The following is a 21,185-nucleotide window of genomic DNA, read 5'->3' on the forward strand; positions in this document are numbered from 1 at the left end:
GGTCGGCGCCGCACCCCCACCCCGTCTCGCCACCATTGCTCCGCAATGCCGGCTCGCCGACCCTCCCCACAAGGGGGAGGGTGAAGAAGGCAACTACCCCTGCGACGGCCTGAATCTTGCCACCAGCGTGTGGCTCTCGGCCGCGTAGGTAAAGCGCACATGGGTGACCGGGTGATCGGCGCTCCATGTCCGACGCTCGACCACCAGGCACGGCGCGCCGGCTGCGATATCGAGCGCGGCCGCGATATGTCTGTCGGCGGCGACAGCGCGAATGCGGTGCTCGGCTTCGCTCCACGGCACGCGGCCAATTAGCCATGGTCCTGGTGCTATGGCCACGAATTCCTCGTCTGCTGCCTCGGGCACGGCGGTCAGGTTGATCAGCCGCTGTTCATGCGCGAACGGCCGCTCGCCGGCGAAATGCCGGCACTCCAGCGCCAGCACCGGGCCAGCAGTGGCGAGTTCCAGCAAGGCGCGATCCTCGGTATTGCTGCGCCTTTTGTGCCGCGCCATGCGCTCGTAGCGGTAAAGCAGGCCGAGCGCTTCGACCTCGATCCGGATATCGTGGATTTCTAGCACCGCCGCTTGCGACTGCGGCCGGCGCACAAAGCTGCCGGAACGGCGGCGCCGCTCGATCAGCCCAGCCTTGGCAAGCTGCGACAGCGCCTTGTTCACCGTCATGCGCGAGCAATTGTATTGCGTGCTCAGTTCGTGCTCGAACGGAATGCGATGGCCGGGTGCCCAGGCACCGGACATGATGCGTTCGCTAATGTCGGTCAGGATGCGCTGGTGCAGCGAGCCGCCACCTTCCGCTACCACTGTGTCGGCCATGCTCATGCCGAAAGCGCCGTCATCACGCTGCGAAACCGCTCGGCGATGTCCTCGCGCTTCACATGCCTGCCGGCGCTAACCTGTTTATGGCCATGCACCCAAACGCAGTCGACCTTGCTGCCATTGGCGAAAATCCAGGCGTCGAGGATCGCGTCGCCGCTCTTGCCGGCCAGCGAGGGATGGCCGGCGTCGAGCGAGACGAGATCGGCGGATGCGCCGGCGGCGATCGCGGAGGCGCCGGCGCCAAGGGCGACGCTGCCACCGTCGAGTGCGGCGTCGAACAGCGCCCGGCCGGTCGAGCCGCCTGCGACCGCCAGCACATTGCGGGCGCGGTGGGCGAGGCGCTGCGAATATTCGAGCTGGCGCAACTCGTCGGGCAGGCCGATCAGCACGTTTGAATCGGAGCCGACGCCAAAGCGGCCGCCATGGTCTCTGAACAGCGGCGCTGCAAAAGTGCCGTCACCGAGATTGGCCTCGGTGATCGGGCAGAGACCGGCGATGGCGCCGCTCTTTGCCATGGCGACGGTTTCCGCATCGGTCATATGGGTGGCGTGGATCAGGCACCAGCGCCTGTCGACCTTGGCATGGCCAAGCAGAAATTCGACCGGCCGCGCGCCCGACCAGGCAAGGCAATCCTCGACTTCTTTCACCTGCTCGGCAATGTGGATGTGGATCGGCCCATCCGGCATTATCTCGGCCACCTCAATCAGTTCTTCCGGTGTCGCCGCGCGCAAACTGTGCGGGGCAACGCCGACAACCGCTTGATTCAAACTGCGAACGCATTCCCGGCTTTTCTCAACAAGCCGCGAGAACCGGTTCACATCGTTGATGAATCGTCGCTGGCCCTCGTTTGGCGCGGCACCGCCGAAAGATGAGTGCGCATAAAACACCGGCAGCAGCGTCAGGCCGATACCCGTCTCGCTGGCCGCGGCCGAAATGCGCTCGGCCATCTCGGCTGGGTTGGCGTAGGGTTTTCCGTCGCGGTCGTGATGCAGATAGTGGAATTCGCCGACGCGTGAAAAGCCGGCCTCCAGCATCTCGATATAGAGTTGTGCTGCAACCGCCTCGACCTGATCGGGCGTCATCGACAGCGCGAAGCGGTACATCACCTCGCGCCAGCTCCAGAAACTGTCGGCGGAGGGGCCGCGAAGCTCGGCAAGGCCGGCCATGCCGCGCTGGAAGGCGTGGCAGTGCAGGTTGGGCATGCCGGGCAACAGGATCGCGTGACGTTCGTCGCCGGCCAGCGCGGTAGCTCCAGGCTCGACGGTTATGATGCGTCCATTGGCAAAGGTGATCCGCACATTGTTGTGCCAACCATTGGGAAGGAGTGCCTGTTCCGCAAAGATCGCTGCCACTTTTCTCTCCAGTTCTCTGTCTCTCATGCGATGATGGCACTTGCAGGGCGTTTCAATATGTATATACATAATCGCCACCAATTGAAACGGAAAAGATGATGGCTGCAGAGAGCAAAAGCCGGGCAGGGGATCTTCGTCTGTGGCGCAATGCGCGCCTGGCGACGATGGCCGAAGGTTCTGACGGACTAGGCATCGTCGAACGCGGCGTGGTCGCTGCGCGTGATGGTCGCATCGTCTATGCCGGCCCCGAATCCGAGATGCCCGCGACGCTTGCCGAGGGCGTCGAGACAATCGATTGCAAGGGCCGCTGGATCACGCCTGGCCTGATCGACTGCCATACGCATTTGGTCCATGCCGGCAACCGCGCCAACGAGTTCGAGATGCGGCTGGCCGGCGCCACCTATGAAGAGGTTGCCAGGGCCGGCGGCGGCATTGTCTCCTCGGTCAAATCCTTGCGCGCCGCCAGCGAGAGCGAGCTAATCACCCAATCGCTGCCGCGTCTCGATGCACTGATCGCCGAAGGCGTAACCACGGTGGAGGTAAAGTCAGGCTACGGCCTCGACCTCGAAAACGAGAAAAAATCGCTGCGTGCGGCCCGCCAACTGGGTGAACGGCGGCCGGTGACGATCCGCACCACCTTCCTCGGCGCCCATGCATTGCCGCCGGAAGCCAAGGGCGACAAGGACGCTTTTATCGATCTGGTCGCCAAAGAAATTCTCCCGGTGGTTGCCGCTGAGGGGCTGGCCGATGCCGTCGACGGGTTCTGCGAGGGCATTGCCTTTTCGCCGGAGCAGATGGCGCGCGTCTTCGACGCGGCCAAGGCGGCCGGCTTGCCGGTCAAGCTCCATGCCGACCAGCTGTCCAACCTGCATGGCGCCGAACTTGCCGCTCGCTATGGCGCGCTGTCGGCCGATCATCTCGAATACACCGATGAGGCGGGTGCGGCGGCGATGGCAAAGGCGGGAACCGTGGCGACGATCCTGCCCGGCGCCTACTATTTCATTCGCGAGACAAAAAAGCCGCCGATCAGCCTGTTCCGTCAGCACGGCGTCAAGATGGCTGTCGCTACCGACAATAACCCCGGCACCTCGCCGCTGACCTCGCTACTTCTGACCATGAACATGGCGGCGACCCTGTTCGGCCTGACGGTCGATGAATGCCTTGCCGGCGTCACCCGCGAGGCCGCCCGCGCGCTTGGTTTGCTGGGTGAAACCGGCACGCTCGAGGTCGGAAAATCCGCCGACCTGGCGATCTGGGACATCGAGCGCCCCGCCGAACTCGTCTACCGCATGGGCTTCAACCCGCTGCATGCCCGCATCTGGAGAGGACAATGACCGAACTGACCCTGAAGCCCGGCAATGCGACGCTGGCCGACTGGCGCGCCATCTATCGTGGCGCCGCACTGAGGCTGGACGATGCCTGCCGGCCGAAAATCAAGGCGAGCGCCGAGGCCGTCGCCAGGATCGTCGCCAAGGGTGAGCCGGTCTATGGCATCAACACCGGCTTCGGCAAACTGGCCAGCGTTCGCATCCCGGCCGAAGATCTCGAGACCTTGCAGCGCAACATCGTGCTGTCGCACGCCGCCGGCATCGGCAAGCCGATGCCATCAGCCGTTTGCCGGCTGATGATGGCGCTGAAGCTCGCCAGCCTGGCGCAGGGCGCGTCCGGCGTGCGGCCGCAGACCATCGAACTGCTCGAAGCGATGCTGGCCAACGACGTTATCCCGGTTGTGCCGGCGCAAGGCTCCGTCGGCGCCTCCGGCGATCTGGCGCCGTTGTCGCACATGACAGCGGTGATGATCGGCGTTGGCGAATGCTTTACCCCGCATGGCCGCGTACCGGCCAAGGTCGCCTTTGTCTCGCACGGGCTGGAGCCGGTCACATTGGGCGCCAAGGAAGGCCTGGCACTGCTCAACGGCACGCAGTTTTCGACGGCCTACGCGCTGGCCGCTTTGTTCGAGGCCGAAGTGCTTTACCAGTCGGCGCTGGTCGCCGGCGCTCTGTCGACCGACGCGGCAAAAGGCTCGGACGCACCCTTCGATCCGCGCATCCATGCGCTGAGAAAGCATGGCGGCCAGATCGAGACGGCGGACGCGCTGCGCAATCTGATGGCCGGCAGCGCCATCCGTGAATCGCACCGGATTGGCGACGAACGCGTGCAGGATCCGTACTGCTTGCGCTGCCAGCCGCAGGTCATGGGCGCGGTACTCACCGTGCTGCGCCAAGCCGCCGACACGCTCGGCACCGAGGCCAACGGCGTCACCGACAATCCGCTGATCTTCGCCGAGGATGACACCGCACTGTCCGGCGGCAATTTTCATGCCGAGCCGGTGGCCTTCGCCGCCGACATGATCGCGCTCGCCGTCTGCGAAATCGGTTCTTTGTCGGAGCGCCGCATCGCCATGCTTGTCGATCCCGCGCTGTCCGGCATGCCGGCCTTCCTGACGCCGAAGCCCGGATTGAACTCCGGCTTCATGATCCCGCAGGTGACGGCAGCAGCGCTCGTCTCCGAAAACAAGCAGAAAGCCTATCCGGCCAGCGTCGATTCGATTCCAACCTCGGCCAACCAGGAAGACCACGTTTCCATGGCGGCGCACGGTGCGCGCCGGCTGATCGGCATGGTCGAGAATGCCACTGCGGTCATCGGCATCGAATTGCTCGCCGCTGCGCAAGGCTGCGACTTCCATGCACCGCTGGCGTCGAGCGCGGCACTCGAGGCCGTGCGCAAGCTGGTCCGGGCCGAGGTGCCGCATCTCGACAATGACCGGCATTTCCACCCGGATATGGAAAAGGCCATCGCCATGGTGCGCAGTGGTGCGACCATCAAGGCAGCCGGCGCGGTGCCACTGCCGTCGATCTCGGGAGCCTAAGACATGACCGACTGGCTTACAGTAACGGAAGGCACGGCACCTCTGCTGGTGTCGATCCCGCATACCGGCATCGATCTCGCTGGCATCGACAACCGGCTGATCTCGCCCTGGCTCGGCCGCCGCGATTGCGACTGGTGGATCGACAAGCTTTACGATTTCGCTGCCGGCCTTGGCGCGACGGTTGTGCATACGTCGATCTCGCGCACCGTCATCGACGTCAACCGCGATCCGTCCGGCGCCTCGCTCTATCCGGGGCAGACGACGACGACGCTTTGTCCGACAGAGACTTTCGACGGCGATCCGCTCTACCTGCCGGGCGCGGAACCGACGCCGGCGGAAATCAGCCAGCGCCATCAGTCCTACTTCGTGCCCTACCATGAAATGTTGGGATACCAAGCCACTAGGCTGCGCGGCCTGCATGAGAGGGTCGTCATCTATGATTGCCACTCGATCCGTTCGGTGCTGCCGCGTCTGTTCTATGGCACGCTGCCGGTGTTCAATCTCGGCACCAATGACGGCCAGACCGCCGATCCGACGCTGCAGGCCTTGGTCGGCCAGATCATGGCCGAAACCGGCGACAGCTACGTCATCAACGGCCGTTTCAAGGGTGGCTGGATCACGCGCTACTTCGGCAACCCGCAAGGCGGCTTTCACGCGCTGCAGATGGAACTCGCCGATCGCGGCTACCTGCGCGAACCCGAGGGCAAGGGTGAGCCGGACAACTGGCCGGTGCCCTACGATGCCGCGTTCGCTGCACCCATGGCCGCGAAGCTGAAGAAGATTCTCGAGGCCGCGACATCCTGGGCGCTCGGCTGACATTCGATCCTTTTATGGAGTGACCCCGTGAACAATCCTCGCCACAACATCCGTGAAGTCCGCAGCCCGCGGGGCACGGAAATCAGCGCCCGCTCATGGCTGACGGAAGCGCCGTTGCGCATGCTGATGAACAATCTCGATCCCGACGTTGCCGAAAACCCCAACGAACTGGTCGTCTATGGCGGCATCGGCCGGGCGGCGCGGACCTGGAACGACTTTGACCGTATCGTCGCCTCCTTGAGGGCGCTGGCCGATGACGAGACTTTGCTGGTGCAGTCGGGCAAGCCGGTCGGTGTGTTCCGCACCCATCCGGACGCGCCGCGCGTGCTGATCGCCAATTCCAACCTGGTGCCGCACTGGGCGACCTGGGAGAAGTTCAACGAGCTCGATAAGAAAGGCTTGATGATGTACGGCCAGATGACGGCCGGCTCGTGGATTTACATCGGCACGCAAGGCATCGTGCAGGGCACCTACGAGACCTTCGTCGAGGCTGGCCGCCAGCACTATGGCGGCAATCTCCGGGGAAAATGGATCCTGACCGGCGGGCTCGGCGGCATGGGCGGCGCCCAGCCGCTCGCCGCCGTCATGGCCGGCGCCTGCTGCCTGGCCATCGAATGCGATCCCGACCGCATCGATTTCAGGCTGCGCACCCGCTATGTCGACGAGCGCGCCGACACGCTTGACGAGGCGCTGGAGAAGATCGAGCGCTGGACCAAGGCCGGCGAGGCGAAGTCGGTCGGCCTGGTCGGCAACACAGCCGATATCGTGCCCGAACTGGTGCGGCGCGGCGTGCGCCCGGACATGGTCACCGACCAGACCTCGGCGCATGATCCGCTGAACGGCTATCTACCCAAAGGCTGGACTCTGGCCGAATGGCGCGAGAAACGGACGTCCGACCCCAAGGCAGTCGAAAAGGCTGCCCGCGCCTCGATGCGCGAACATGTCGAGGCGATGGTGGCGTTCTGGAACGCCGGCGTGCCGACGCTCGACTACGGCAACAACATCCGCCAGGTGGCCAAGGAGGAGGGCTTCGAGAACGCCTTCGCCTTCCCCGGTTTCGTGCCGGCCTATATCCGTCCGCTGTTCTGCCGCGGCATCGGCCCGTTCCGCTGGGCGGCTCTGTCGGGCGATCCGGAGGATATCTACAAGACCGACGCCAAGGTGCGCGAACTGACGCCTGGCAACACCCATCTGCACAACTGGCTCGACATGGCGCGCGAGCGCATCGCCTTTCAAGGGTTGCCGGCGCGCATCTGCTGGGTCGGTCTTGGCGACCGGCATCGGCTCGGGCTCGCCTTCAACGAGATGGTGGCCAAGGGTGAGTTGAAGGCCCCTGTCGTCATCGGTCGCGATCACCTCGACTCCGGCTCGGTCGCCTCGCCGAACCGCGAAACGGAATCCATGAAGGACGGTTCGGACGCCGTGTCCGACTGGCCGCTGCTCAACGCGCTGCTCAACACGGCGTCTGGCGCCACCTGGGTGTCGCTGCACCATGGCGGCGGCGTCGGCATGGGCTTCTCGCAGCACGCCGGCATGGTCATCGTCGCCGACGGTACGCCGGACGCAGCAAGGCGCCTGGAGCGGGTTTTGTGGAACGACCCGGCGACCGGTGTCATGCGCCACGCCGATGCCGGCTACGAGATCGCCGTCGAATGCGCCAGGGAACACCAGCTCAACCTGCCCGGCATTCTCGGCTGATTGGCTGAACCGATGCGCATCCTGCGGGCAGCCGACTACCGGTCTATGCCGTGGAAGAACGGCGGCGGGGTGACGACGGAGATCGCCGTCTCGCCCGCAAGTGCGGGGCTCGACGACTTCGACTGGCGCGTCTCGATGGCGCGCGTCGAATTGAGCGGCCCGTTCTCGCAATTTGCCGGTATCGATCGCACCCTTGCCGTGCTCGAAGGCGAGGGCATCGTCCTCGAGATTGCCGGCTACCCGCCGACATCCATAAACAGGGCAACCGCCCTGTTTTCCTTCCCGGCCGACGTGCAGACCTCGGCCACGCTGATCGGTGGGCCGATCACCGATCTCAATGTCATGACCCGCCGAAGCCGGATGACGCATTCGGTCGAACGCCTGTCGATTTCGACCCCTGTGGAAATCCGGACTGAAGCCGGCACAACCGTGATCCTGTGCCTGGACGGCGAAGTCATCGTGCCCGCCGCCGAACCGGTTCGCCTCGGAGCGCTGGACACGTTGGTAGCTGATCCGGACGACGCCAGCCTGCTTGTCCAGCCCATCCATGAGGCAACGCTGTTCATGATCCGGATCGGCGGCATCTCCGGCAACGATTAACGCTTGTTTCCAAACATGATCGCGATGCGGGCGAATTATAGCGTAAGCTGATGGCGGGCATCACGAAAAAGCCCGAATCCTCCCCGTCGATCGATCCCGACGGGAGGAGGGGCGCTCGTCGTTGTTTTTCGCTGAGAGATGACGCCCTGTCGTGGTGCGCAAACAAACTTTCGGCAATGGGGGTTTATGCAACCAATTGCATTTGAATCGGTTTTAGGGCCATTGCCGTGGCGGTGACGCCGCGGACTGGCCGCTTACGGAATTTTCAATGAATATTCAGACGAACCCAGCCCAAATCGAGAAGACAAGCGCGAGCTTCCCAGCCATTACGGAAGAGCCGATCCGTTCCAATTTCCTCCCCGAAGAGCGCCTTCGGCTGCTTGGGGACAGCCTGGCAAAAGGCGATCTCACCGATTTGTTCGGCCTGACACCCTTCGATTTTCAGGCGCGTGTCCGCGACAGTGCCAAGAAGATCCTGGAAGTCTACCGGTCGACCAATGCGGCGCAGGCGAGGGGCGAGACGATCACGCCAGCGGCACAATGGCTGCTCGACAACAATTATCTGGTCGAAGAGACCATTTTCCAGGTCAAGCGCGACCTTCCGCGCCGCTTCTACCGCCAACTGCCCAGCCTGAAACTGCCCGATGGCGGCAACGTGCCGCGCGCGCTGGCGCTGGCCTGGACCTATGTGGCGCATTCGGACAGTTCCGTCTCGGCGACGATGTTCAAGGCCATCGTCCAAGGCTTCCAGTCGGTCGAGCCGTTGAAGATCGGCGAACTCTGGGCGCTGCCTTCGCTGTTGCGCTTCGTCCTGATCGAAAATCTCCGCCGGCTGGCGGTCAGGGTCAATCGCACCCGTCAGATGCGCCAGATCGCCAACGATGTGGCGGACAAGGTCCTGGCCACCGACGACAGCGCCGACCGGCAGGCGATCCTGTCCAATTTCAGCGCCCACGCGCAGGACACCACCTTTGCCACCCAGCTGCTCTACCGCTTGCGCGATGGATCGCAGAATGCCGGCAAAGCCCTGGAATGGCTGGAAGGCGAGCTCGAAAAGACCGGCTCCGATGCCGAGGAAATCATCATTTCCGAACATCACACGCTGTCCAGCGGCAATGTGACGACGGGCAACATCATCCGCGGCCTGCGCCTCATCAACGACGTCGACTGGACCGTGTGGTTCGAAGGTGTCAGCCGCATCGATACCGTGCTGCGCGAGCGCACCGATTTCGCCGCGCTCGACTTCTTCTCGCGTGACCAGTACCGGACCGCGATCGAGGAACTGGCGCGTCGCTCGAACCTGTCGGAATATCGTGTGGCCGAAAAGGCCATCGAGCTGGCCGGCCACGCCGCCGGCGAAACCATGTCGGGCGATGGGGCCGGCGATGCCGCTCCGGCTGGATCCGCCCATACCGATGTCGGCTTCTTTCTCGTCGGCCCACGTCGGCTCGAGCTGGAGAAGGCGATCGGCTATCGGCCGACCATCAGCCAGACGGTCAAACGCACCTTTCGCAAGACCGGATGGCTTGGCATCGTTGTGCCGGTGTTTGCGCTGACGGCCCTGCTTCTCGTCCTCTCCGGCAATGCACTGGCCAATCTCGGCCTGTCGGTGCCCTCGATTGTCCTGATGTTGGCGCTGTTTGCCGTGCCGGCCAGCGAGGGTGCGCTCGCTTTCTTCAACACGGTCGTATCGCTGTTCCTGAAGCCGACACGCCTCGTCGGCTACGATTACAGGCACGGCGTACCGCCCGAGGCTCGCACGCTGGTGGTGGTGCCGTCGCTGATCGGCTCGCGCGACGACGTCGAGGAGAACATCCGCAACATCGAGGTGCATCATCTCGCCAACACGGCCGATGAAATCCATTTCGCGCTGCTGTCGGACTGGCCCGACAGCAAGACCGAGATCGACGCGGCGGATACCGAAATCCTCGAATTCGCCCGCGCCGAGATCGCTCGCCTCAACGCCCGCTATCCCTCCGAAGGCGCGCCGCGTTTCTACATCCTGCACCGGCGCCGACTGTTCAATGCGGCGCAGGGGTCGTGGATGGGCTGGGAGCGCAAGCGCGGCAAGCTGCATGAACTCGACCTTCTGCTGCACGGCGACAGCGACACCACATTCCTGCCGCTCGACGTGCCGCTGCCGGAGAACGTCGTCCATGTGATGACGCTCGATGCCGACACGCGCACCACCCGTGACGCGGTCGCGACCCTCGTCGGCAAGCTTTGCCACCCGCTCAACCGTCCGCATTTCGATGCCACCAGGCGCGTCGTCACCGCCGGCTATGCGATCCTGCAGCCGCGCATCACCGCGTCGTTGACCAGCGGCGACGATGCGTCGTTTTTCCAGCGGGTCTTCTCGGCCAATCGCGGCCTTGACCCTTACGTCTTTGCCGTGTCCGATCTCTATCAGGACGTCTTCGGCGATGGGTCCTTCACCGGCAAGGGCCTCTATCACGTCGACGCCTTCGAGGCCGCGCTTCAGGGCCGCATCGAGGAAAACACCATCCTCAGCCACGATCTGCTGGAGGGCGCGCTGGCGCGCTCGGCGCTGGTCACCGACGTCGAACTGGTCGAGGATTATCCGACGCGCTACTCGGTCGACGCCTCGCGCCACCATCGCTGGGCGCGCGGCGACTGGCAGCTGCTCGGCTTCATGCTCGATCCGCGCTCCGGCGTGCCGGCCCTGTCGCGCTGGAAGATGGTCGACAATCTGCGCCGCTCGCTGACTCCGATCTTCTGGGTGATGGCGGCGATCGCCGGCTGGACGCTGCTGCCCTTCACGCAGGCCGCGCAATGGCAGGCTCTGCTGATCCTCAGCCTGTTCATGGCGCCGACATTCGACATCGTGAACGCCATCCTGCCCAAGAGCGGCGACCAGACGCCGCGCGGCCATTTCTCAGCCCTGGCGCGCGACGTTGCCTTCGGCACCGCCATGGTGGCGCTGAAGATCGTCCTAATGGCACACAACGCCTGGATGATGGGCGACGCCATCGTCCGCACGCTCTACCGGCTGTTCGTCAGCCGCCAGAACCTTTTGGAATGGCGCACCGCCTCGCAGGCGCACAAAGCGGGCGACAACGATGTCGGTTCCTATTACGGCATGATGTATGGCGCCGTGATCATCGGCTTCGTCGGCCTCGCCATACCAGTGCTGGCCGATTCGACCGGCGCCTTCGTTGCCTTCTTCTTCGCCCTGTTCTGGATTGGCTCGCCCGCCATCGCCAGCTGGATCAGCCGTTCGGCTGAAACCGAGGATCGCTTGCGCATATCGCAAGCTGATATCCATACGTTGCGCACCGTGGCGCGGCGCACATGGCACTATTTCGAAAGCTTCGTGACATCAGAGCATCACAATCTGCCGCCGGACAATTTCCAGGAAAGCCCAGCGCCGGTCGTCGCCCCACGCACCTCGCCGACCAATATCGGCGTCTACCTGCTGTCCGTCGTCTCTGCCCGCGATTTCGGCTGGATCAGCCTGTCCGATGCCATCACCCGCATCGACGCCACCATGTCGACGATCGAGGGCATGCCGCGTGATCGCGGTCACCTCTTCAACTGGTATGACACGACGACGCTGAAGCCGCTCTATCCCCTCTACATCTCGGCTGTCGACAGCGGCAATCTCGCCGGCCATCTGGTGGCGGTGGCGGCAGCTTGCGCCGAATGGGCGGAGGCGCCCTCTGTCCACCTCCAGGGCGATTTCGAAGGCATTCTCGACACCGTCACTATCCTCAGCGAAAGCCTTGATGAGCTGCCCGATGACCGCCGCCAGCTGCGCCCCCTGCGCCAGCGCCTCGCCGACCGCCTCGACGGCATGCGGCGTGCGGTCGACACCATCAAGGCGCAGCCCGAAATGGCGTCGATCCGCACCATCAATCTGGCCGTTCTGGCCGGCGAGATCCGCAAGCTTGCCACCGCCATCCACACCGAGGCGGTATCGGCCCAGAGCGACGTGATTGTCGACTGGGCGGCAAGGCTCGAAGCCACCTGCGAGGCGCATGTGCATGACGCGCACAGCGACGACAATGCCGTCGAGGCGTTGCGCGCCAAGCTGCTCACCTTGCGCGAGCGCACGCGCCGCTTCGCCTTCGAGATGGATTTTTCCTTCCTGATGCGGCCGGAGCGCAAGCTGCTGTCGATCGGCTACCGGGTCGAGGAACATCAGCTCGATGAAAGCTGCTACGACCTTCTGGCGTCCGAGGCGCGGCTGACCAGCCTGTTCGCCATCGCCAAGGGTGACCTGCCGACCGAGCACTGGTTCCGGCTGGGCCGGCCGATCGTCGAGATCGGTTTTAAGGGCGCGCTGATGTCCTGGTCCGGATCGATGTTCGAATATCTGATGCCGCCGCTGGTGATGAAGGAGCCGCAGGGCTCGATCCTCAACCAGACCAGCAAGCTGATCATCAAGCGCCAGATCCAGTATGGCCGCCAGAAGAACGTGCCGTGGGGCATTTCGGAAGCGGCATACAACGCCCGCGACCGTGAATTGACCTACCAGTACACCAATTTCGGCGTGCCTGGGCTCGGGCTGAAGCGCGGCCTTGGCCAGAACACCGTGATCGCGCCTTACGCCACCATATTGGCGGCCCAGTTCAACCCGCGCGAAGCTGTGCAGAACCTCGCCCGGCTCAGAGAGATCGGCGCACTGGGCCGCCACGGTTACTATGACGCCGTCGACTTCACGCCGCAGCGGGTGCCGGAAGGCACTGACCATGTCGTCGTGCAGAACTACATGGCGCACCATTCGGGCATGTCGATCGTGGCGGTTGCCGACGCCATCTTCGAAGGCCGCATGCGCGACCGCTTCCACAGCGATCCGGTCATCGAATCGGCCGAACTTTTGCTGCAGGAGAGGGCACCCCGCGACATCCCGACCGCGACCGTCAGGACCGAGGCCGACGAACGTGCCAAGGACGAGACCGAAGTCGACAGCCCCGACACCCGCATCGTGCTCAACCCGCTGCAGTCGCTGCGATCGACCAGCGTCATGTCGAACGGTCGCTATTCGGTGATGGTCACCGCGACCGGCTCGGGCTACAGCCGCTGGGGCGAGCTCTCCGTCACCCGCTGGCAGCCGGATCCGACCGAGGACCGGCTCGGCTCCTACATCTTCCTGCGAGACGCCGGCACCGGCGACTGGTGGTCGGCGACGGCTGAGCCGAAGCATGCGGCTGATGAAAAGGCGCAGACCTTGTTCTCCGACGACAAGGCGAGCTTCGTCAAATCGGTGGGCACGTTGCGCTCCGAGGTCGAATGTATCGTCATTTCGGAAGGCAATGGCGAGGGCCGTCGGGTCACGCTCTACAATGATGGCCCATCCGACCGTCACATCGAAGTGACCTCCTTTGCCGAACTGGTGCTCGGCCTGGAAGCGTCCGACAACGCGCATCCCGCCTTCTCGAAGATGTTCGTCGAAACCGAAATCGCGTCGAACAACGCGGCGATCTTCGCCACGCGGCGCAAGCGCGAGACCAGCGAGCCCGATATCGCCATGGTGCATTTCGTCACCGATCCGTCCGGATCGGCGCGCGATGCCGAAGCCGAGACCGACAGGCGCGCCTTCATCGGCCGCGGCCGAACCATTGTCGACGCGGCGGCCTTCGACCCGGGCGCCAGGCTTGGCGGCCATTCAGGCTTCACGCTCGATCCCGTCGCCTCGCTGCGCCGGCAGGTGCGCGTGCCGGCCAACAAGAAGATATCGCTGACCTTCTGGACCGTTGTCGGCGCCGGCCGCACTGAGCTGGACGAGGCCATCGCCCGCCTCGACCACCCGGAGAGCTTTGCCCGCCAGGCCATGCTTGCCTGGACGCGCAGCCAGGTGCAGACCCGCCATATGGGCCTCAGCCTGACCGATGCCGCCAATGTGCAGAAGCTGGCGCGCTATCTAATCTATCCGGACCCGTTCCTGCGTCTTCCCGCTGAGTCCATCGCCACGGGGCTGGGCAAGCAGTCGAGCCTGTGGCCGACCAGCATTTCCGGCGATTTCCCGATCTTCCTGGTCAGGATCGGCGACGTCGCCGATCTCGAAATCGTCGCCCAGGCGCTGCGTTTCCAGGAATACATGCGCACCCGCGGCATGATGATCGACTTCGTCGTCGTCAACGAGCAGGCGTCCTCCTATGTCCAGGACCTGCAGCGGGCAGTCGAGACGCTGTGCGAAAACAGCCGCTTGCGCGGCAAGGAACTCGGACCTCGCCAGCACATTTTCGCGGTGCGCCGCGACCTCATGGACGAGACGACGTACAAGACGCTGCTGGCCGTCGCCCGGGTCGTCCTGCACACGCGCAACGGCACCATCTTCGACCAGATCGAGCGGGCCGAAGCGGCGGCCCTGCAGGCGCGCGACGCCCTGCTGCCGGCATTGCCGGTTCTGCGTGAACTGCCGCCGCCGACGCCCATGACGCATGCATCTGCCTCGCAGGCGGTGGCGAATGTCAGCGCCGATGGCAGCGGGCTCCGCCAGTGGAACGGCTTTGGCGGTTTCGACGGCGACGGGCGGCACTACGTCGTGCGCCTGGCCGGCCGGCGCACCACGCCGCAGCCGTGGATCAACGTCGTCTCCAACGCCTCGTTCGGCTTCCACACCTCCGCCGAGGGGGCTGCCTTCACCTGGAGCCGCAACAGCCGTGACTACCAGCTGACGCCGTGGTCGAATGATCCGGTTTCGAATCGGCCGGGCGAGGGCCTCTACATCTACGATCAGGCCAGCGGCAAGGCGTTTTCGCCGCTCGCCGCCATGGTGCGCGATCCCTCGATGACCTACGAGGCCTGGCATGGCCAGGGTTTCTCGACCTTCCGCTCGAAGCGCGGACCGTTGTCGATGGACCTTACCCATGTCGTCGATCCGATTGATCCCCTGAAGATTTCGCGGCTGCGCATCCAGAATTCCGGCTCGGTGCCGGCGCGGCTGCGTGTCTATGCCTACGCCGAATGGGTGCTGGGCGGGCATCGGTCGCGCACGGCGGCAACCATCGTCCCGTCCCAGGACGCTGCCAGCGGGGCGTTGCTGGCGCAAAACCCCTACGGGCTCGATTTCAGCGAGCGGGTGGCCTTCCTTGCCGCCGACGGCGGCGTGCACTCGGTGACATCAGACCGTTCGGAATTCCTCGGCCGGCATGGCTCCAGCGAGCTTCCACAGGCGGTGCTGAGTGGTGCTGCACTATCGGGCCGTGTCGAGGCCGGCGACGATCCTTGCGCTGCGATCGCCCGCGACATCGAGATTCCGGCCGGCGGCGACGTGACGCTGCTCTGGCTGCTCGGTGACGCCGAGTCCGTCGAGGAGGCGAGCGCTCTGGTGCAGAAACACCGGGTCAAGGATTTCGACCAGCGGCTGGCCGACAATGAGCGCGTGTGGCGCGGCTTCCTCGACACCATCCAGGTCGAGACGCCGGACAAGGCGCTTGACGCCATGGTCAATCACTGGCTGCCCTATCAGAGCTTGGCCTGCCGCATCCGTGCTCGCTCTGCCTTCTATCAGGCCAGCGGTGCCTTCGGCTTCCGCGACCAGTTGCAGGACACGCTGGCGTTGCTGGCGCATGACCCGCAACTGGCGCGCGACCAGATCCTCAACGCGGCGCGGCGGCAGTTCCCCGAAGGCGACGTGCAGCATTGGTGGCTGCCGCGCACCGGCGCCGGCGTGCGCACGCTGATCTCGGACGACGTGGTCTGGCTGGCCCACGCCACGGCGCGCTACCTGCTGGTGACCGGCGACACCACCATCCTGAAGGAGCAATTACCCTTCATCGATGGGCAGGCGCTGGGCGAGGGCGAGCACGATGCCTTCTTCACCCCGGAAATCTCGAAGAAGACGGCGTCGCTCTACGACCATTGCGCGCGTGCGCTCGACATAGCCATCAAGCGCAGCAGCCCTGCCGGCCTGCCGCTGATCCTCGGCGGCGACTGGAACGACGGCATGAACCGCGTCGGCGAGCACGGCAAGGGCGAGAGCGTCTGGCTTGGCTGGTTCCTGCTGAAGACGCTGGGCGACTTCGCCCCCGTTGCCAAGACCGAGGGCGATGCCAAGCGTGCACAGGCCTGGGCAAAGCATGCCGATGTCCTGAAGCGGGCGCTGGAAAGCACGGCATGGGACGGCGAATGGTACCGGCGCGGCAGCTTCGACGACGGCACTCCGCTGGGGTCGCGATCCCAGCAGGAGTGCAAGATCGACTCGATCGCCCAGTCCTGGAGCGTGCTTTCGGGAGAGGGCGATCCGGCGCGGTCGACGACGGCGATGGAGCAGGCGACGAAACTGCTCGTCGACGACAAGCTCAAGATCGTCAAGCTGTTCACGCCGCCCTTCTCGAAGACGGAGAAGGATCCAGGTTACATCAAGAGCTATCCGCCCGGTGTGCGCGAGAATGGCGGCCAGTACACCCATGCCGCCACATGGTTTGTCATCGCGCTCGCCGAGATGGGGCGCACCGACGAGGCCTATCGCTGTTTCTCGATGCTCAACCCGGTCAACCATGCGACCGACGAGGCCTCGGCGGAGCACTATCGTGTCGAGCCCTATGTCGTGGCGGCCGATATCTATGCCGGGGACGATAATGCCGGCAACAGCAAGGGCGGCCGTGGCGGCTGGACCTGGTACACCGGCTCCGCCGGCTGGCTTTACAGGGCGGCGGTCGAAGGCATTCTCGGCATCGAACGGCGCGGCAAGCGTGTCCAGTTCAAGCCGAAACTGCCCAGCCACTGGGACGGCTATTCGGCAACCCTGAGGATGCTGGGGGCGGAACTCAAGGTTCGCGTCATCCGCGACAATAAGGCCAAGGCGGTTTCGCTGGAGCTGAATGGGGCAAAGACCAAGGTTACGGCAGTCGAACTGAAAGACGGCGAAGTGACTGACCTCGTCATCAGGATACCGGCCTGATGCATGGTGCCCAAAAAGCGTGCTCTCGGGGCTAAGCCCGGGGGCGCGGTTTTTTGGACCGTGACAGGATGAGCGGCGCCATCCCGCCTGGCGTTGCCATCGGCCCGCCTGAAGGGCATGTCACTGAGAAACACGTGAAATCAAAGGCTTGAGGCAAGCCATGTAAGTCGCGTCGAGCCGCGAGACGTGGCCTCGCGTCGCCCGGAGGGGCGCAGGCCACTTAGTTTTGCTCTATACTGTGCAGAAGGCGATTTCGGCCTTAGTCATCCGCCCGACATTGTTGCTGATTAAAATTGTGGCAGCGCGCGCCAGCTGCCATGATTTCGCCGCATGCCTGACATTTTACCTGTCTTCTCAAACCGTTAGGTGATCACGGCAGATTTCGGAACGTCGCCATCTTTTGTTCGCTCTGAGGGAACTGAAGAGGTACACGGCCATTGTTTTGCGACGTATCAACCGGTACGAATAAAATGATGCAGTGCACAATAAACAGCATGGCGGAGTAACTGGGGTGACCCTTCTGCAAATCTACTGGCGAGCACTCGGATATCTGGCTGCGGACAGGAAACGCGTCGCGTTGATCTGTTCGGCCAACGTGGCTCTCGCTATCGTAGCGCTTCTCGAGCCGATTATGTTCGGTCGCGTCATCGGCGCCATCTCCGAGCGCGGCTCTGTCTTCACCACGCTGGTCATGTGGGCCGGTCTCGGCGCCTTCAACATCGTTGCTTTCGTCATGGTGGCGCGCGGCGCTGACCGCTTTGCTCACAAGCGGCGCAGCGAAGTTCTGTGCCAGTCCTTCGAGCGCGTGATCACCATGCCGCTCGCCTGGCACCATCAGCACGGCACCTCCAATGCGTTGCACACGATGCTGCGCGCCGTCGAAACCCTGTTTAGCCTTTGGCTTGAATTCATGCGCCAGCATCTGTCCACGGCTGTCGCCCTCGTACTGCTGGTCCCAACCGCGATCAGCATGGATCTGCGCATGTCGCTGGTGCTGCTTGGCCTCGGGCTGCTCTATGTCGGCATCGGTCGGATGGTAATGCGCCGCACCAAGGCGGGCCAGGCTGCGGTCGAGCGCCACTACCACAAGGTGTTCGCGCATGTGACCGACTCGGTCAGCAACGTTGCGGTGCTGCAGAGCTACAATCGCCTCGGCCACGAGGCCGATACGCTGCGCCGCTACGTCAAGAACCTGCTCGACGCGCAGAACCCTGTGCTCGACTGGTGGGCGCTGGCCAATGCCTTGCACCGTCTGTCGTCGGCGATCTCGATGCTGATCGTGTTGTCGATCGGCTCCTATCTTGTGACTCACGGTCAGTTGGGTATCGGCGATGTCATTGCCTTCACCGGTTTTGCCACGATGCTGATCGCTCGCCTCGACCAGATGTCGGCTTTCGCCAACCAGATTTCCGAGGCACGCGCCAAGCTTGAAGATTTCTACCAGCTCGAGGACTCCGCGGCCGACGCCGCCGAGCCGGATGGGTTGCGCGATCTCACTAACGTCACCGGCCATGTCCGCTTCGAGAATGTCGGCTTCGAATTCGCCAATTCGGGCCAGGGCATCGACGACGTGTCGTTCGAAGTCCAGGCCGGTCAGACTGTTGCCATCGTCGGACCGACCGGCGCCGGCAAGACCACGCTCATCAATCTGCTGCAGCGTGTCTTCTCGCCGTCGCATGGCCGTATCCTGATCGACGGCATCGATACCCGCGCCGTGACCCGCAAGTCGGTGCGCCATTCGATCGCCACCGTGTTTCAGGATGCCGGCCTGCTCAACCGCTCGATCGAGGACAACATCCGTGTTGGCCGCGCCGATGCGACCAATGACGAGATCCATGCCGCCGCCCACGCGGCTGCGGCGCGGGACTTCATCCTGTCCAAGAGCAATGGCTACGACACGGTGGTCGGCGAACGCGGCGGCCAGCTCTCGGGTGGCGAGCGTCAGCGCATCGCCATTGCCCGCGCCGTGCTGAAGGATGCCCCGATCCTGGTGCTCGACGAGGCGACCAGCGCGCTCGACGTCGAGACCGAGGACCGCGTCAAGGAAGCGATCGACGAGTTGCGGCGCGACCGCACCACCTTCATCATCGCCCACCGCCTGACCACCGTCCGCGACGCCGATCTGGTCGTGTTCATGGACAAGGGCAGGGTGGTCGAGATGGGCGGCTTCGCCGAACTCTCGCTGCGCAACGGCCGCTTCGCCAGCCTGCTGCGCGCCGGTGGCCTGCTCAACGACGAGGAGGTCCGCCGCCTCAGCCGCACCGTGCAGCAACAGCAGGAAGCGGCTGCCTGAGCTTCTTTCTTTTACCTCCCCTTGTGGGGAGGTCGGACCGTAGGTCCGGGTGGGGGGTACAGGCGCCCCCGCCGCCCCGCTGCTTCGCAGCGACCCTCCCCACAAGGGGGAGGGTGACAAGCCCTGCGACACCACCGCTCGATTGCCCCAAACGCGTCGGCGGTTTATGTAGGGCCGCATGAGCGACACGACTTCACGCCTGACCGGCTGGATGGATCTTGCCAACCCGACGCGCTTCGTCGGGCTGGCCGACAGGGTCGTGCCGTGGCTGGCGACGATCGCAGCACTGATCCTTGCCGTCGGGCTCTACATGAGCTTCGCCGCGCCTGAGGATTTCCAGCAAGGCATCACCGTCCGCATCATGTACATCCACGTGCCTTTCGCCTGGCTCGCCATGATGTGCTACACGCTGATGGCGATCTCGGCGCTGGGCACGCTGGTCTGGCGGCATCCGCTGGCCGATGTCGCGCTGAAATCCGCGGCCCCCATCGGCGCCGTCTTCACCGCGCTGGCACTGATCACCGGTTCGATCTGGGGCAAGCCGATGTGGGGCACCTGGTGGGTCTGGGACGCGCGGCTGACCTCGGTCTTTGTCCTGTTCCTGATGTATCTCGGCATCATCGCGCTGACCCGCGCGCTCGATGACGCAAGCCGCGCCGCCTGGGCCGCCGCCATCATCACGCTGGTCGGCTTCATCAACATTCCGATCATCAAATTCTCGGTCGACTGGTGGAACACGCTGCATCAGCCGGCTTCGGTGTTCCGCATGGGCGGCTCGACCATCGACCCCAGCCTGCTATGGCCGCTGCTGGTGATGGCGCTCGGCTTCACCGTGCTGTTCTTTGCGCTGCACCTGATGGCGATGCGCACCGAAATCCGCCGTCGGCGAGTGATTGCCATGCGCCGTGTGGCGGCAAGGCAAGCCGACTAGCGCGATTTGCAACCGAAGCGACAGCCATGCGCCTACCGCCAGCAACATTAGCATGGGCTTGCTATGTTGCGGTGCGGCAACAAGAATTTTAAAAAGATTGTTCCTGACCTCACTTTGCTCCTTGATCTCGTTTGCTTTCTTGACAGCTCGGCCGCCAAGCAAGAGTGATATCAATCAGTAGTTGTTGCGAGGGGAATCGGCGATGAAACTGCGTCTGCTGGCTGGTGTATCGACAATGGCACTGGCGCTTGGCTGGAGTTCGGCCTATGCCGCCGACGCGCTCGTCGACGTTCCGAGGGCGGAAGACCTCTGGTATGTCACGCTGTTTGGCGGCGCCAGTTTCGCTAACGATGTGAAAACGGATTTCAACGATGGTGTGGGCGGGCTGCCTGGTGGGGAGGTTTCGCTCGATCTTGACACCGGCTTCGTGATCGGCGGCGCTTTCGGTCGGCGTATCAACGACGTGTTCCGTGTCGAAGGCGAACTCTCCTACGCGCGCTACAAGGCAAGCGAGTACAGCTACAGCGGCTCCGGTAATTACCCGGCTTCTGGAAATTTGTCGGCTACCTATCTTCTCGCCAACGTCTGGGCCGATGTCGCCCATATCGGCGGTGCCAAACTCTATGTCGGCGGCGGCATCGGCGCCGCTTATGTCACGGCCGACACGAATTTCTTTCTTCCAGAGTTTGGATACGGGCACGGCGGCTGGGGTTTCGCTGGCCAGGTGGGAGCCGGTGTCACCTACGCGGTGACGCAGAATGTCGACCTCGATTTCGGCTATCGCTTCAAGGCAGTCTCCGAAGTCGACTTTGACGACAAATTTTCCGGCGGCACAGACGCAAACGGCAAGTTGTATTCCCACAATGTGCAGCTTGGCGTTAGCTACAAGTTCTGATTTGTTGGGGCTGTCGCAGGCCGCGACCGGG

General features: G+C 64.0%; 10 protein-coding genes and 1 pseudogene. 9 read left to right on the forward strand and 2 right to left on the reverse strand.

Annotation, left to right across the window (positions count from 1 at the left end; translation table 11 throughout):
* Positions 1-93: 93 nt before the first annotated feature.
* Positions 94-834, reverse strand: a complete 741-nt coding sequence (gene hutC / locus ACFOJ9_RS12505; RefSeq protein ID WP_378979156.1) for a histidine utilization repressor — start codon at positions 832-834, stop codon at positions 94-96.
* Complete coding sequence (locus tag ACFOJ9_RS12510; protein ID WP_378979157.1) at positions 831-2,183, reverse strand: formimidoylglutamate deiminase; 1,353 nt, start codon at positions 2,181-2,183, stop codon at positions 831-833. The genes hutC and ACFOJ9_RS12510 overlap by 4 nt, the downstream gene beginning before the upstream one ends.
* A 98-nt stretch (positions 2,184-2,281) precedes the next feature.
* On the opposite strand from ACFOJ9_RS12510, the gene hutI reads away from it, so the two are divergent.
* From hutI to ACFOJ9_RS12555, 9 genes and pseudogenes are all read left to right on the forward strand, one after another.
* Positions 2,282-3,517 carry an imidazolonepropionase gene (gene hutI, locus ACFOJ9_RS12515; RefSeq protein WP_378979158.1) on the forward strand — a complete coding sequence of 412 codons (1,236 nt, stop codon included), beginning with the start codon at positions 2,282-2,284 and terminating at the stop codon, positions 3,515-3,517.
* Complete coding sequence (gene hutH, locus ACFOJ9_RS12520) at positions 3,514-5,052, forward strand: histidine ammonia-lyase (protein WP_378979159.1); 1,539 nt, start codon at positions 3,514-3,516, stop codon at positions 5,050-5,052. Before hutI ends, hutH begins: the two co-directional genes overlap by 4 nt.
* Positions 5,053-5,055: 3 nt before the next feature.
* Entirely contained in the window at positions 5,056-5,868 is an 813-nt protein-coding gene (gene hutG, locus ACFOJ9_RS12525) for an N-formylglutamate deformylase (protein WP_378979160.1), read from the forward strand.
* Between the two features lie 27 nt (positions 5,869-5,895).
* Positions 5,896-7,566 carry a urocanate hydratase gene (hutU, locus tag ACFOJ9_RS12530; protein WP_378979161.1) on the forward strand — a complete coding sequence of 557 codons (1,671 nt, stop codon included), beginning with the start codon at positions 5,896-5,898 and terminating at the stop codon, positions 7,564-7,566.
* A 12-nt stretch (positions 7,567-7,578) separates the two neighbouring features.
* Positions 7,579-8,166, forward strand: coding sequence for a HutD/Ves family protein (locus ACFOJ9_RS12535; RefSeq protein ID WP_378979162.1), 588 nt, complete (start codon positions 7,579-7,581; stop codon positions 8,164-8,166).
* 268 nt (positions 8,167-8,434) lie between these two features.
* Positions 8,435-17,035, forward strand: a complete 8,601-nt coding sequence (locus ACFOJ9_RS12540) for a GH36-type glycosyl hydrolase domain-containing protein (protein ID WP_378979163.1) — start codon at positions 8,435-8,437, stop codon at positions 17,033-17,035.
* 571 nt (positions 17,036-17,606) lie between these two features.
* Positions 17,607-19,328: pseudogene (locus tag ACFOJ9_RS12545) on the forward strand (glucan ABC transporter ATP-binding protein/ permease); the annotation flags it as partial.
* 178 nt (positions 19,329-19,506) lie between these two features.
* Entirely contained in the window at positions 19,507-20,259 is a 753-nt protein-coding gene (locus ACFOJ9_RS12550) for a heme ABC transporter permease (RefSeq protein WP_378979164.1), read from the forward strand.
* A gap of 202 nt (positions 20,260-20,461) precedes the next feature.
* On the forward strand, positions 20,462-21,154 hold the full coding sequence (locus ACFOJ9_RS12555; RefSeq protein ID WP_378979165.1) for an outer membrane protein: 693 nt from the start codon (positions 20,462-20,464) through the stop codon (positions 21,152-21,154).
* Positions 21,155-21,185: the final 31 nt, after the last annotated feature.

The sequence above is a fragment of the Mesorhizobium cantuariense genome (assembly GCF_042647205.1).
Classification (GTDB): domain Bacteria; phylum Pseudomonadota; class Alphaproteobacteria; order Rhizobiales; family Rhizobiaceae; genus Mesorhizobium; species Mesorhizobium cantuariense.